Genomic DNA, 14,264 nt, shown 5'->3' on the forward strand with positions numbered 1-14,264 from the left:
CGCACCCTACCAATGCGGCCGCCCTCTGGCGGCCCTCCTGCGCCCGGCGGCAGGGTTCGCGCGACGAGCGGTGCGCCAGGCTACCCCTGGAGGTTGCTGAGCTGCATGAGGCGGGCCTCGCAGAGGTCCAGCCAGCGCACTTCGGCTTCGGTCTGGAAGATGAGGGAGTCCAGCACCAGGAGCCTCGCGGTGTCGGCCGGGCGCTGGAGCGCGGCCGTGTCGCGGCGGGACTTTGTGTACTCCTGCAGCGCCCGGATGGACACGGCCCGCTGGGCCTGGATGATGGCGCCGACGTCGGTCCCGGGGATCGTGAGGCCGACCGCGAGCTTGATAGCCAGTTCATTGCGGGGCGGGTTCGCTCGGGATACCGGGGCCGCGAACCAGTCACGGACTTCTGCCTGGCCGGCCGTGGTGATGCTGTAGATGACGTGCCCGTCGCCGTCGCCGCCGTCGTTGCGGACCAGCCCGTCGCGTTCCAGCCGGTCAAGGGTGGTGTAGACCTGCCCGATGTTCAGCGGCCAGGAGGAACCCGTGCGGTCCTCGAATTCGGTCCTGAGCTGGTAGCCGTAGCGCGGGCGGTCCTGCAAGAGGGCGAGGAGACTGTGACGGATAGACATGGCGCTCCCGGAGGTCACGAAACCACACAGCATACACGCGCCCCAAGACGCGTGTATACCGCGTATGGACCTACGCTATCGCTTTTACTGCCCCTGCCGCAAAACAACGCATGCTCCGGACGGAATAAGTAGCTCCCGGCCTGCGGTTTAATCCAGCCGGTGCCCTGCTACATGACCAGCAGGACCTTGCCCACATGGTCGCCGGAATCGAAGTACGTGTGCGCGGCGGCCACCTGGGCCAGCGGGAAGGTCTTGGCCACGAGGGGCCTGATCCTGCCGTCAGTGAGCATAGGCCACACGGCGTCGCGGACGGCGTTCATGATCACGGTCTTTTCCTCGACCGGGCGGGGACGCAGCGCGGTGGCGATGATGGCGGCCCGCTTCCGCAACAGCTGCCCAAGGTCCAGTTCCGCCCTCGCACCGCCCTGCAGCCCGATCACCACGAGCCGCCCGTAGTCGGCGAGCGCATCGATGTTCTGCTCGAGGTATCTGGCTCCGACGACGTCGAGGATGACATCTGCGCCTTTGCCGCCGTTCTGCGCGCGCAGGCTCGCCGGGAAGTCTTCCTCCGCGTAGTTGATGGCGATGTCCGCACCGAGGAAGGCCTTGGCTGTGCCGACCTTTTCCGCGTTCCCCGCCGTGGTCGCCACCCGGGCGCCAACCGCCTTGGCCAGCTGGATGGCCATGGTGCCAATACCGCCCGTGGCCCCATGGATCAGGACCGTTTCGCCCGGCTGCAGCTGCGCCGTCATGATCAGGTTGGAATAGACCGTCGCCGCGACCTCGGGCAACGCTGCCGCGGTGACCAGATCCACGCCGTCGGGGATCCTCAGGACCTGCCCGGCAGGAACAGCCACTTGCTGGGCATAACCGCCTCCGGCGAGCAGCGCCACCACCTTGTCCCCCACGGAAAATGCCTTGGTTACCCCCGGGCCGAACCCTGCAATCCGGCCGGAGACCTCCAGCCCGGGGACCTCGGAGGCACCCGGGGGCGGAGGGTAGAGCCCTTTGCGCTGTTGGACATCGGCACGGTTAAGGCCCGCGGCCACGACGTCGATCAGCACCTCGCCGGGGCCGGCCACCGGGGCCTGAACCTCACGGACTTCCAGGACCTCGGGTCCGCCGGGCTCTGAAATGTAGACAGCCTTCATGGAGCACTCCCGATTCCTAACTGGCTCCGCGCACGTTCGCCGCGATCGCCAGGTCCGATCAACATCACTCCCCAGAATATGGCGGGGAACGGCACGCGTCCGCAAGCGCACCGTGTTTATGGTTTTTGTTGCAGCCGACTGCCTATGAAAGACTACTCGTTAGGGAAGGTTGTCCGAGCGGCCGATGGAGCTGGTCTTGAAAACCAGTGTGCGGTGACCCCGTACCAAGAGTTCGAATCTCTTACCTTCCGCGAACAATGCCCCCGTTTCCTGCATTTCATGCCGGAAACGGGGGCATTTTTGCGCTGTGGCCGCTGCCCCCATTGCGGTTTCGGGGGGCGGTCGCATTCTGGGGGCAGATCAGGGCGCATCCATCCCCGGTATTCGCCCTGATCTGCCCTGCAGCCGTCTGCCTACCGCCATGAGCCAGGAGCGCGGAGGACCTCAGCCGGGCCACCCCTGTGCCCGCAACGCCTGCCTCACGCGCACCAGCACCCAGGCCTCACCGGCCCTGACATCCACGTTGCTGAGCACAAGTTGGCGCCACCCCGCGCCAATAGTGCGTTCGGCACGGAGCGCGTCTGCCTGAGGCTGGGCTGGCGTCAGGTGATGTCCGCCGTCGTACTCAACCGCAAGCTTGTAGTCCGGGCACCCAAGATCCACCCACAAAGGGAGTCCTTGCTCGTCGATCAGCACGAAATCCGGCTCAAGGCGCGGCAATCCGGAGCGGCCAAAGAGCAGGCGCAACCGTGTCTCCGGCGGTGAATCGACGCCCACCCGCACCAGCGTGAGCGCCTTCCGGAGCAATGGAAGACCGGCCGCGCAGCGCTGGCGTGCTGTGTAGTCCCGGAGATCCGTCAGGGGAAGCTGCGCAGTTTTCGAGTGCGGCCAGCGGAGATGCTCACACACCAGGCCCTCGGCAATGACCACGAGGTCCTCAAGGGTCAGGTGGCCGGTTCCGGCCAAGTCCAGCAGGGTACGGGCCTCGCTCGTCACTGGCACGCCCGCACGGCGCACGACGTCGGAAGGGTCCAAGGTCGCGCGGTGACCAACCACCCCCTTTCGGCGGGGAGCAGCGGATCCATTCCGAGTCAGGTGAAGCAAGTGGGCCGACGGCGGAAGGCGGGTCCCCACGCGTCAGGCATGCGGAAAGCGTGGACCTGGGCCGCGGAATAGAAACTTACGGCATCCGGCGGGCCCAACTGCGTGTACGGCCGGGCTCGGGCGAGCAGCGACTGCCCCTGGGTTGCCGGAACCCTGATGCCGCGGCTGGGCACGTGGAGATCACGAGCCTTGATCCGTCCGGGTGACAGGCCGTGGAGGCGCCCCTCGCCGATCGTAAAGGAACCTGCCGACAGTGCGCTAGGCAAGGGTTTAGCCGTCGCCATTGGACCATTAGGCCACATTGAGCACCCGCGCGTTCCCCGTTATCCACAGGCTCGGTGGCCGACTACGAGCGCCGCAGGGGGCAAGTTCATCTGACGGGCAGGTCAGGGCGGATCCGGGACCCGTATTCGCCCTAATCTGCCCGCCAACGGCAGCTCCCCCTGCCGGGCCATTGAAAGTGTCGGTGCCCCGTCATAGTCTCTCTGTGTCTCCACCACCAAGTCTCCAACCCCTTCTCCACCACCCACCAGAGCCCGGCGGCCGCACAACGATGCCCGTGCCGCCGCAGAGAGCAGGAGCCCTCATGCCTACACCCGACCACTCCAACGGCGCACCGTGCTGGATCGACCTCATGACATCCGATGCCGAGACGGCCAAGTCGTTCTACGCGGCGTTGTTCGGCTGGACCTACCAGACCGGCGACGAAGAAAAATACGGCGGCTACATCACTGCCTGGAAGGACGGCAAGTCCGTGGCCGGCCTGATGCAGAAGCAGGCGGATCAGTCCGCCTGGCCGGACATGTGGTCCACGTACCTGCGCTCGGAGGATGCCGCCGCCACCGTCAAAGCCGCCACGGAGCACGGCGGCCAGGTCTACATGCAGCCCATGGAGGTTCCCGAGCAGGGCAGCATGGCGATGATCGCGGACGCCACCGGCGCGTCGGTCGGCGTCTGGCAGCCGGCTGAAATGACGGGCTACGAACTGGCGGCCGAGCCCGGCGCCCCGGCCTGGCACGAGCTCCACACCAAGGATTACGCCGCCGCCGTCAAGTTCTACCAGGACGTGTTCGGCTGGGACACCGACGTCATGTCCGACACTCCGGAATTCCGTTACACCACACTGGGCGCAGGCCAGGCGGCCAAGGCCGGGATCATGGATGCTTCGGCCTACCTCCCCGCCGAGGTCCCGTCCAACTGGCAGGTCTACTTCGCCGTAGCGGACACCGACGCCACGATCGCGCAGGCCCTCGCCCTGGGCGCCAAGGTGATCGACGGACCGGACGACACCCCGTTCGGACGGCTTGCCACGCTGACCGACCCCACCGGTGCCATGTTCAAGATCGTGGCTGATACCGGACAGGGCGATCAGCCCGCCGCGGACGCCTAGCCCCGCACGCCTAGATGGAGCGGGGCCGGAGGGCCCGTCCCACCTAATTACAAAAATTGTTGTAAGAAATACCGGCCAGACCCTTTCCCAAGGGCTACTGGCCGGTATTCTGCTGTGGAGCGTCCGGTGGAGGCACCCGGCTGCCGCTCACCTGCAACACCAGTCACCATTGCCCGGGGCTTTCGAGCCGCTCCGGGAAGGCTGCGGCGCGTCTCGCTGGGGGACGTCCCGCCGAATGCACGTTTATTCCATGCGTTGTTCATTCACCCCTGTTTGGATGGGCCCGGCGCGACTTGACCAGGAGTTCAGGCCGGCCATTGTCCGCTGCACCCTGCGGACGCACTGCACCCTGCCTTTAACGGCACCCTGCCTCTTACCCGGGGCACCCTAATGAGAGTTAGAGCGGATGAAACCAACACCTTGGAAAACAGTGCTTGGCACAGCCTTGTCGGCGGCGCTTATCGCGGCTCCGCTGGCGGCGGTGCCGGCCAATGCCGTGGAGGCCGCCCCGGCGGCAACCGGAACCTCGCCGGTGGTCATTAACGAGGCCTACCTCAGCGGCGGCAGCTCCGGCGCGGCCTTTAAGAACAAGTTCGTCGAGCTCTACAACGGCTCCGATGAGCCCGTCTCGCTGGAGGGCTGGTCCCTCCAGTACCGCTCCGGCACCGGGACCGGGACGCCGAGCTCGGTGGCTGCCCTGACCGGGAGTATCCCCGCCAAGGGCTACTACCTGCTTAAGGGCGGCAGCAACGGCACGGCCGGCGCGGACCTGCCGACCGCAGACGCCACCGCCACCGGTTTCAATCCTGCCGGGGCTGGCGGCACGATCGTGCTGGCCAGGCAGGCCGGCGCGCTCAACCCGCTGCCGACCGGCTCAGTCATTGAACCGGCCAATGTCGCCGACCTGCTCGGTTACGGCACCTCCAACACGTTCGAGATGCAGGCGGCCGCCGCGCCGTCGGGTAATACCGACGTCAAGAGCCTGAACCGCAGCAACGGCGCGGACACCAACAACAACTCCGCGGACGCCACGCTCAACGCGGCCATCACGCCGAAGGCCGCCAATGGCGCCGCCCCCGCTCCTGTCGACCCTCCCGTAGACCCGCCTGTGGATCCGGGCCCGGGCACTCCCCCGGCCGCCAAGACCATTGCCGAAATCCAGGGCAACGGCGCCGCGAGCCCGCTGGCCGGATCAGTTGTCACCACGCGCGGCAGGGTCACTGCCACGTTCCCCACCGGCGGCTTTGCCGGCTACTACGTCCAGACGCCCGGCACGGGCGGCGATCTCACGCCGACCAACCACGCGGCGTCGGACGCTGTGTTCGTCTACTCGCCGTCCACGGTCGGCTCCGTCAGGATCGGTGACTACGTCGAACTCACCGGCGCAGTCAGCGAATTCTTCGGCATGACCCAGCTGAACGTCACCGCGGCGGCCGATCTGAAGAAGCTTACCGAGGCCGCCCCCGAGGTCAAGGCCACCGGCTTCGCCCTCCCCGCCGACGAGGCCTTCCGCGAGTCCCTCGAAGGCATGCTGCTCACCCCGCAGGGTCCGGTCACTGTGGCGGACAACTTCTCGCTGAACCAGTACGGCGAGATCGGCCTGGCCGGCGGCAGCACAGCCCTGGTACAGCCCACCGCCGTCGCGCCTTTCGGCTCCGCGGAGTACACGGCCACGGTCGCGGCCAACGCCGCCCGCGGCATCAAGCTCGACGACGGCGCCACCACGAACTTCCTCAAGGACGCCGCCACCAAGGCCCAGGTGCTCCCGTATCTGACCCGGGCCGATCACGTCCGGGTCGGCGCGCCCGTGACGTTCAAAACCAACGTGGTGCTCAGCTATGCGAACAGTGCCTGGAAGTTCCAGCCCCTGACCCAGCTGACGTCCGCCAACGCGGACACCGTCCAGCCGGCAAGCTTCGGCGCCACCCGGGCGGACACTCCGGCCGCCGTGGGCGGGAACCTCAAGCTCGCCTCCTTCAACGTGCTCAACTACTTCCCCACCACGGGCGACCAGGTGGCGGGCTGCACCTTCTACCCGGACCGGGACGGCAACCCCATCACAGTCAAGGGCGGCTGCGACGTCCGCGGCGCCGCGAACGCGGAAAACCTCAAACGGCAGCAGGACAAGATTGTCGCCGCCATCTCCAAGTCCGGGGCCGACGTCGTCACCCTGATGGAGGTCGAAAACTCTGCCCAGTTCGGCAAGACCCGGGACGACGCGCTCGCCAAGCTGGTGGATGCGCTCAACATCGCCACCCCGGGGATCTGGGATTATGTCCGTACGCCCGCCAACGCACCCCCGCTGGCCGATGAAGACATGATCCGCACCGCGTTCATCTACAAGAAAGCTGCCGCGGAACCGATCGGCGAGTCCATCATCCACAACGACACGGTCGCTTTCGCCAGCGCCCGCAAGCCGATGGCCCAGGTCTTCAAGCCCGTGGGCGCCGCCGATGACAAGAAGTTCATCGCGATCGCCAACCACTTCAAGTCCAAGGGTTCCGCCGCCACACCGGAGGACACCGACAAGGGCCAGGGCGCCTCCAACCTCGCCCGCACCGCCCAGGCCAAGTCCCTGCTGGCGTTCTCCGACGAACTGCAGAAGTCCAAGGGCACCGACAAGGTCTTCCTGATCGGCGACTTCAACTCCTACGCCAAGGAAGACCCGATCAACGTCCTCACGGGCGCCGGATACGTCAACCAGGACGAGAAGGCGAAAAACGCCGACGGTTCTGCCAAGCATTCCTATCTGTTCGGCGGCCTCGTGGGCTCGCTGGATCACATCCTCGCCTCGCCGGCGGCCAACGCCGCCGTCACCGGCGCGGACATCTGGAACATCAACTCCGTGGAGTCCGTGGCCCTGGAGTACAGCCGCTACAACAACAACGTCACCGACTACTACGCTCCGGACCAGTTCCGCGCCAGCGACCACGATCCGGTGGTGGTGGGCCTGAACTTGCCCGTCACCCCGGCCAGCGTGGAGCTGAACTTCCTGGGCATCAACGACTTCCACGGCCGCATCGATTCCAACACCGTGTTCTTCGCTGGGACCATCGAGAAGTTGCGCGCCGCCGCCGCCCCGGGCGCCACGGCGTTCATTTCGGCCGGCGACAACATCGGCGCCTCCTTGTTCGCCTCAGCGGTGGCCAAGGACCAGCCGACGATTGACGTGCTGAACGCGCTGGACCTGCGCACCTCCGCGGTGGGCAACCACGAGTTCGACGGCGGCTGGGCTGACCTGCGCGACCGCGTCACCGCCGGCGGGACCAACGCCAAGTTCCCGTACCTGGGCGCCAGCGTCTATGCGAAAGGCACCACCACCCCGGTCCTGCCGGAATACACCGTCCTGGACATGAACGGCGTCAAGGTGGCCGTGATCGGCACCGTCACGCAGGAAGTGCCCTCCCTGGTCACACCCTCGGGCATTGCGGACCTTGAGTTCGGCGATCCCGTCGACGCCATCAACCGGGTCGCGGCAAAGATCAAGGCGGACAAACTCGCCGACGTCATCATCGCGGAGAACCACGACGGCGCCGGGTCAGGCGCGCCCGACGGCGCCACTTTGGAGCAGGAAATCGCCGCCGGCGGCCCCTTCGCCAAGATGGTCCAGAAGGTCACCCCGGATGTTGCCGCGATCTTCAACGGCCACACCCACAAGCAGTACTCCTGGGACGCGCCCATCCTGGATGCGGCAGGCCAGCCCACCGGCAGGACCCGCCCGATCGTCCAGACCGGAAACTACGGCGAGTTCATCGGCCAGATCCAGCTGACCATCGACACCAAGACCATGTCGGTGACCGGGTACAAGGCCGGCAACGTCCAGCGCACCACCAGCGCCGCGCAGCCGGCTGCCGACCTGGTGGCGCAGTACCCGCGGGTCGCGGCCGTGAAGACCATCGTGGACAAGGCCCTGGCCGACGCCGCCGTGGTCGGCAACCAGCCAGTCGGGAAGGTCACCGCGGATATCACCACGGCGTTCGCCGGTTCCCCGGCCGTGCGCGATGACCGGGCCAGCGAGTCCACTCTCGGCAACCTGGTGGCGGACTCCCTGGTGGATGCGCTGAAGGCGCCGGACCTCGGCTCCGCCGAAATCGGCGTCGTCAACCCCGGCGGCCTGCGCAACGAGCTGTACTACGCGCCCGACGGCACCATCACGTACGCCGAGGCCAACGCGGTACTGCCGTTCGTGAACAATCTGTGGACCACGTCCCTCACCGGTGCCCAGTTCAAGACCCTGCTGGAGCAGCAGTGGCAGACCAACCCGGACGGCACGGTTCCCAGCCGCGCGTACCAGCAGCTGGGCCTGTCCAAGAATGTGAACTACACCTACGACGCCGCCCGCGCCGCCGGTGACCGGATCACCTCGATCCGGGTCAACGGTGCAGTGATTGACCCGGCAAAGTCCTACCGGATCGGGACGTTCAACTTCCTGGCCACCGGTGGCGACAACTTCCGCATCTTCAAGGAAGGCGCAGGCACCAAGGACTCAGGGCTCGTGGACCGCGATGCCTGGATCAAGTACTTGCAGACCCACAACCCGGTCTCGCCCGACTTCGCCCGACGCTCCGTGGCCGTGGTGAACACGACGGCGGCCGAGGTCAAGGGCGGGGAATCCATCACCCTGGCCGTTTCGAAGCTGGACCTCACCTCGCTGGGCAGCCCGGTGAACGCCTCGCTGCGCGTCGAGTTCACGGATGCTGCAGGTAAGGTGACGTCCCTTGGCACGGTACCGGTGAGCGCCGGCGCCGCCAATGTGAGTGTGTTGGTTCCGGCCGGCGCCGCCGCAGGCACGGGCACCCTGGCGCTCACCGCCGTCGAATCCGGCACCGTAGTGAAAGCGGCCGCGTTGGTCGCGGCCAGCGTCCCCGTCCCGCCAAAGTGCACGCCTCCGGTCAAGCCGACGAAGTGGTACGACGTGTTCGGCTGGATCAAGTATTCAATTGCATGGATCCAGTACCAGAAGTGCCTCAAGGGCTAGGCGCGTAGCACCGCATCAGTGGACATGCCCTCCCCTGGCCCGCAGCACTGGACATAAGCACCACGTGTCCAGTGCCCGGCCCCAAGGAAGGGCATGTCCGTTTTTGCGAGGCAGGCTAACCACGGGTCATGTCCATCCTTGGCCCGCAGCACTGGACATAAGCACCACATGTCCAGTGCCCGGCCCCAAGGAAGGACATGTCCGTTCCTGAGAACCGGTCGAGGGCGGGCTAATGAGCCAGGATGTCGCGGGCGATCTCGTCGGCGTCGCGGAGGGTACGCTGTCCGCTGCGGTAGACGGGGCCTGACTTCGGCCGGGCCTCGGCGGCAATGGCCGTTCCCCATTGCGTGGCGGAGAGCTGGAGCCCCAACACGTAGAGTCCCGGCGTCACGGACCCGTTGGCACCCACCGGCCGATACGGATGCGGGACGACCTCCAGCCCGGAGGTCTCCACCGGGGTTCCCTCCACGGTCATCATGAGGCGCGGCCGCACCAACCCCTCGGCGAGCAGCTGTTCCAGCAGAGGCGAGGAATTGACGGCTACCCGGTTGGCCGGTGCCAGGGCCTCGATCATCGCCGTCGCGGACACCGCACCCGGCACGGCGCTCTCCGTCCGCGCCCTCGCTGAGCCAGGGCCCCGAACAGCGGCGCTGTGCATGCCCGCGCCACCCACGACGCCGCTGCCAGCGCCAACACTCGCGCCGACCGCACTCGCGCCAGCGGAAGCCCCGGCGCCAGCACTAACAGAGCCCACGCCCACACGGTCCAGTCCGGCCCTGTCCAGTCCAGCGCTGTCCAGTCCGGCGCCCTCTGACCCTTCGCCCAGGGTCTCATCGGTTTCGCCGCCCACCCAGGGCGACGCCGCCGTGAACGTCCGGGCCCGGCGGTCCACGCCGAATTTGGGGTCCGGACCCACAAAGCGTACGACTCCCGCCCGGGCCAGCGCCGCGAGCTGCTCAGCGCGCAGCGCCGGCGGCCCGCTAGCCAGGCCTTCGACGAAGGATTCGAACCAGCCGCGGAGGCCCGCGACCCAGGATTCGTCCGTGATGCCGCTGTCGGCCACGGCGGTCTTCAGTACCGCCCGGCCGTGGTGCAGCGCGCCGATCGCCATCTTCACGGGGTCGTCCTCGCCCAGTGCCGAGCGCAGGGCGTCGTCGAGAAGGTAGTCGACGACGGCGGCGTCCAGTTCAATCCGGGAGCCAAACGAGCGCCGGGCCAGGGGCGCCGCGAGACCGAGCAGGTCCAGACGGTGGGCTGCCCGGACATGGACGGAAATCACCGATTCCGCGGCGTTCTCCCACTTAGCGGTCGAGTGAGCGTGCGGCCGTAGGGCCTCCTCCAGGGCGCGCAGGAACTCGACCGGCCCGGTCAGGATGGCATCGGGCTGCGAGCGCGCGAGGGTCGAGTAGTAGGCCCAGATCGCGTCCCGGTGCAGCAGCGGCCAGAGGTCGAAGTCGAAAGAGGGCCGGATTCCGGATTCGGCGAACTTCGCGATCGCGTCCTCGGTGCAGTACCGCAACTGGACCTCGCCCGGGTAGTAGCCGGTAAGCGTCGCCTTCGCCCGGTACGGGGTTCCGCGGCGCGAGGCGGCGATGATGAGCGGCTCGCGGCCGGATGGCAGGTACGTCAGTTCTGTGTTGCTTTCCCCGGCAACGAACCGGCCGCCGCGCCCTTCCGTCAGCTGTCCCATCACGTCGAAGAAGTTCAGGCCCATGCCGCGCACCAGGACAGGTTTTCCGGCCGGCACCACGGACCAGTCGACGTCGGCGGGCGCCGCAGGCGGGACGTACAGGAGTCCGAGTTCCTCCGCAGCGGAGAGCAGCTCCCGCTGTTCGGCGTTCAGCCGTGCGTCCAGATGGCCCATGGCAAGCACCACGGAGTCGACGGTAAGCACCGTCCCGTCGTCGAGCACGACGTCGAACCGCACCGACGATTCCGCAGGGGCGGCGTCCGCCGGGTCGACCGGCTCGGCGGCGGCGTGACGGACGGAGGTCGCCGTCGCCGGGTGGAAGTCCACGCTGACGCCGGCCGGCAGCACGGAGAGTAGTTCTTCGAGGGTGGACCGCAGGTAACGGCCATAGAGGGCCCGGCTGGGGAAGTCCGCCTCGCCGAGCCTGGACACCTCGTCGCGTTCCTCGTCAGTGAGTGCTGGCTGGGGGTGGCCCTGCTGGAGTTCGCGCCACTGGTCGAACGTGTGCCCGGCAAGTGGCGGAGCAAGTTCCGGGTCCTCGGGGACCAGGGTGGGGTAGAAGGATTGTGTGTTCATCAGGTACAGCCGCGACTGTCCGGGCTGCCAGACGTGCCCCGGGCCCGCCGGGTAGGGGTCGATCACGTCGACGTGCAGGGTTCCCCCGGCGCCGGCGGAGGCCCAATTGGCGAGGAGCCGTTCCAGCACGCTCGTGCCCCGGGGACCGGCGCCTATCACTGCCGTCCGGATGCTTCGCGATGTGCCCACGGCATCCAGCGTATCGGCAACCCGGCCGCTGGCTTGACGCCGGCGTGACTTGCTACTGCCGCACCGATGTTCTTGGATTGAGAAATGACCACCACAGAAGCTGATCACCCGTCCGCGTCCGGCCAAGCCAGCGGCGCCCTCCCGGCGGCAGGGACTTCCCCCGAACCCGTCGACGAGAACATCTGGCTGGAGGACATCTACGGCCAGGAGCAGCTGGCGTGGGTCCGTGAACAGAACGCCCGCACCGAGGAGCTCCTCGAAGATACCGAGTACGCCGCCCTGGAGGGCAGGATCCTGGAGGTCCTCGACTCCACCGACCGGATCCCCATGGTGGGCAAGCACGGCGAGTGGTACTACAACTTTTGGAAGGACCGGGACAACCCCAAGGGCCTGTGGCGCCGAACCAGCTGGGACAGCTACCGGGCCGGGACTCCAGAGTGGGATGTCCTGCTGGATGTCGACGCCCTCGCCGCTGCCGAGGGCCAGGACTGGGTCTTCCACGGCGCCAACTTCCTCCGTCCGGGCCCGGGTGAACCGCACCGGCGGGCCCTGCTGGCCTTCTCGCCCGACGGCGGGGACGCGAACCGCCACAGGGAGTTCGACGTCGAGGCCCGCGGCTTCGTGGACCCGGCCGACGGCGGATTCGACCTCCCGACCGGCAAGGGCAACGCCTCCTGGCTGGACGGGGACACCCTGCTCGTCGCCACCACCGCCCAGGACCTGCCACAGACCACCTCGTCCTATGCCCGGACCGGGGTGAAGCTGCACCGGGGGTCTTCCTTGGCGCAGGCAGAGCAGATTTTCGAGATTCCCGAGGACCACATGATGGCGATCGTGGCCCACGACTCCACTCCGGGCTTCGAACGCACATTCGCCGTCGACTGGATCAGCTTCTTCGAGAAGAACACCTCCGTGCTGCGCGACGGCCAGTGGCTACAGATCGACGTGCCCGCCGACGTGAACCTGAGTTCGCACCGCGAATGGCTCCTGTTCCGCCCGCAGCGTGACTGGACCGTCAACGGCACCACGCACCCGGCGGGTTCCCTGCTCGCTGCCGGGTTCGAGGACTTCCTCGCCGGTTCCAGGGACCTCGCCGTGCTCTTCACGCCCGATCCGCACACCTCACTGCAGTCTTGGAGCTGGACCAGGGACTTCCTGCTGCTGAACCTGCTCCGGGACGTGTCCTCGGAAATCCACGTCCTGGATCCGCGGCGCCCGGGGACGGACGCCGCGTGGGAGGCCACCGTGCTGGACGCCTGCCCGCCCCTGCACGACGTCAATGCTTTCGCGGTGGATGACGAAGACGACGCCGAGGGCTCGGACGACGACGGCACCGGCGGCGACGCCTCGGTGGCCGAGGGCGAGGCTCCGGGAGCAGGGAACGACTTCTGGCTCGTGGCCACCGGCTTCACGACGCCCACCACCGTGACCCGCGGGACCCTTGGACGCGACGGTGGCTCCGTCACCAGTACGCACGAGGTGATCCGGACTTCGCCGTCGTTCTTCAACGAGGCCGACTACGAAGTCCAGCAGCACTTCGCGATCTCAAGCGATGGGACGAAGGTTCCGTACTTCCAGGTGGCCGCCAAGGACCTGGTGCTGGACGGCCAGAACCCCACCCAGCTGTCCGGCTACGGCGGCTTCGAGATTTCGCGGACTCCGGCATACAGCGGCGCGATCGGCCGGGCGTGGCTGGAGCGACGGACTGCGGAGTCCAGCGGCGCCGTGGGTGAGGCCCCGCACCGCCGCGGCGGCGTCTACGTTGTGGCGAACATCCGCGGCGGCGGCGAGTACGGGCCGGCCTGGCACCGCGCCGCGCTGCAGGGCAACCGCCACCGCGCCTACGAGGACTTCGCCGCCGTGGCGAAGGACCTGATCTCCCGCGGCGTCACGTCCCGGGAGCGGCTCGGCTGCGTGGGCGGCTCCAACGGCGGACTGCTGGTGGGCAACATGCTCACGCAGTACCCGGAGCTGTTCGGCGCCGTGTCCTGCGGGGTCCCGCTCCTGGACATGCGCCGGTACACCAAACTCTCCGCGGGCTATTCCTGGATCGGCGAATACGGCGACCCCGATGTGCCGGAACAGTGGGAGTTCCTGAAGACGTTCTCCCCGTACCACCTGCTCAAAGACGGCGTGGACTACCCGGAGACGTTTATCTGGACGGCCACCTCGGATGACCGGGTGGGCCCGGTCCAGGCCAGGAAGATGGCGGCCCGCATGCAGGCCATGGGCATCCCCAATGTCTGGTTCCACGAAGCCCTCGAGGGCGGCCACGCGGGGGCCTCGGACAACCGGCAGGCGGCTGCCCTGCAGAGCCGCAGCCAGCATTTCCTGTGGCGGGCCCTGGCCGGCCGGGAGGCCTGATCCCGCACCCCCGAAAGCAATGGGCATCGCGGGGTCACTTAGCCCCCATCCCGACGCGGCAAAGTCAATCAGTGGGAGCAACGCAGGGGGTTAGGCTGCGTGCAGCAGCTGGTTCAGCCGGTTGGCTGGGGTTTCCAGGTTCAGGGTGGGCCGGGGCCGGCGGTTGAGTTTCGCGGCGACCTGCCGGAGGTCCTCGGGGGTGTGA

At 67.6% G+C, this 14,264-nt stretch carries 7 protein-coding genes and 1 tRNA gene; 4 read left to right on the plus strand and 4 right to left on the minus strand.

What is annotated here, in order from left to right; genetic code table 11:
* Window positions 1–80 precede the first annotated feature (80 nt).
* Both AC1DEM_RS20575 and AC1DEM_RS20580 read right to left on the minus strand, forming a co-directional pair.
* Window positions 81–617, minus strand: a complete 537-nt coding sequence (locus tag AC1DEM_RS20575; protein ID WP_277526513.1) for a PadR family transcriptional regulator — start codon at window positions 615–617, stop codon at window positions 81–83.
* Between the two features lie 167 nt (window positions 618–784).
* Window positions 785–1,768: an NAD(P)H-quinone oxidoreductase gene (locus AC1DEM_RS20580; protein WP_476886135.1), complete on the minus strand. Its 984-nt coding sequence runs from the start codon at window positions 1,766–1,768 to the stop codon at window positions 785–787.
* Between the two features lie 163 nt (window positions 1,769–1,931).
* Between AC1DEM_RS20580 and AC1DEM_RS20585 the strand changes: the two genes are divergently transcribed.
* A tRNA-Ser gene (locus AC1DEM_RS20585) sits at window positions 1,932–2,019 on the plus strand.
* A gap of 193 nt (window positions 2,020–2,212) precedes the next feature.
* Here the strand turns inward: AC1DEM_RS20585 and AC1DEM_RS20590 are convergent.
* Window positions 2,213–2,803, minus strand: a complete 591-nt coding sequence (locus AC1DEM_RS20590) for an endonuclease domain-containing protein (RefSeq protein WP_476886136.1) — start codon at window positions 2,801–2,803, stop codon at window positions 2,213–2,215.
* A gap of 655 nt (window positions 2,804–3,458) precedes the next feature.
* Here AC1DEM_RS20590 and AC1DEM_RS20595 point away from each other — a divergent pair.
* Window positions 3,459–4,262 (plus strand): VOC family protein, encoded by an 804-nt coding sequence (locus AC1DEM_RS20595; RefSeq protein WP_476886137.1) that lies wholly within the window; start codon window positions 3,459–3,461, stop codon window positions 4,260–4,262.
* Between the two features lie 406 nt (window positions 4,263–4,668).
* Window positions 4,669–9,240: an ExeM/NucH family extracellular endonuclease gene (locus AC1DEM_RS20600; RefSeq protein WP_476886138.1), complete on the plus strand. Its 4,572-nt coding sequence runs from the start codon at window positions 4,669–4,671 to the stop codon at window positions 9,238–9,240.
* A gap of 229 nt (window positions 9,241–9,469) precedes the next feature.
* Here the strand turns inward: AC1DEM_RS20600 and AC1DEM_RS20605 are convergent, their stop codons facing one another.
* The gene (locus AC1DEM_RS20605) at window positions 9,470–11,695 is read right to left on the minus strand and encodes an FAD/NAD(P)-binding protein (RefSeq protein ID WP_476886139.1); all 2,226 of its coding nucleotides are present in this window, start codon (window positions 11,693–11,695) and stop codon (window positions 9,470–9,472) included.
* Between the two features lie 84 nt (window positions 11,696–11,779).
* On the opposite strand from AC1DEM_RS20605, the gene AC1DEM_RS20610 reads away from it, so the two are divergent.
* Complete coding sequence (locus AC1DEM_RS20610; protein ID WP_476886140.1) at window positions 11,780–14,059, plus strand: prolyl oligopeptidase family serine peptidase; 2,280 nt, start codon at window positions 11,780–11,782, stop codon at window positions 14,057–14,059.
* The last annotated feature ends 205 nt before the right edge of the window (window positions 14,060–14,264 follow it).

Source organism: Arthrobacter sp. 05T420, from assembly GCF_056396305.1.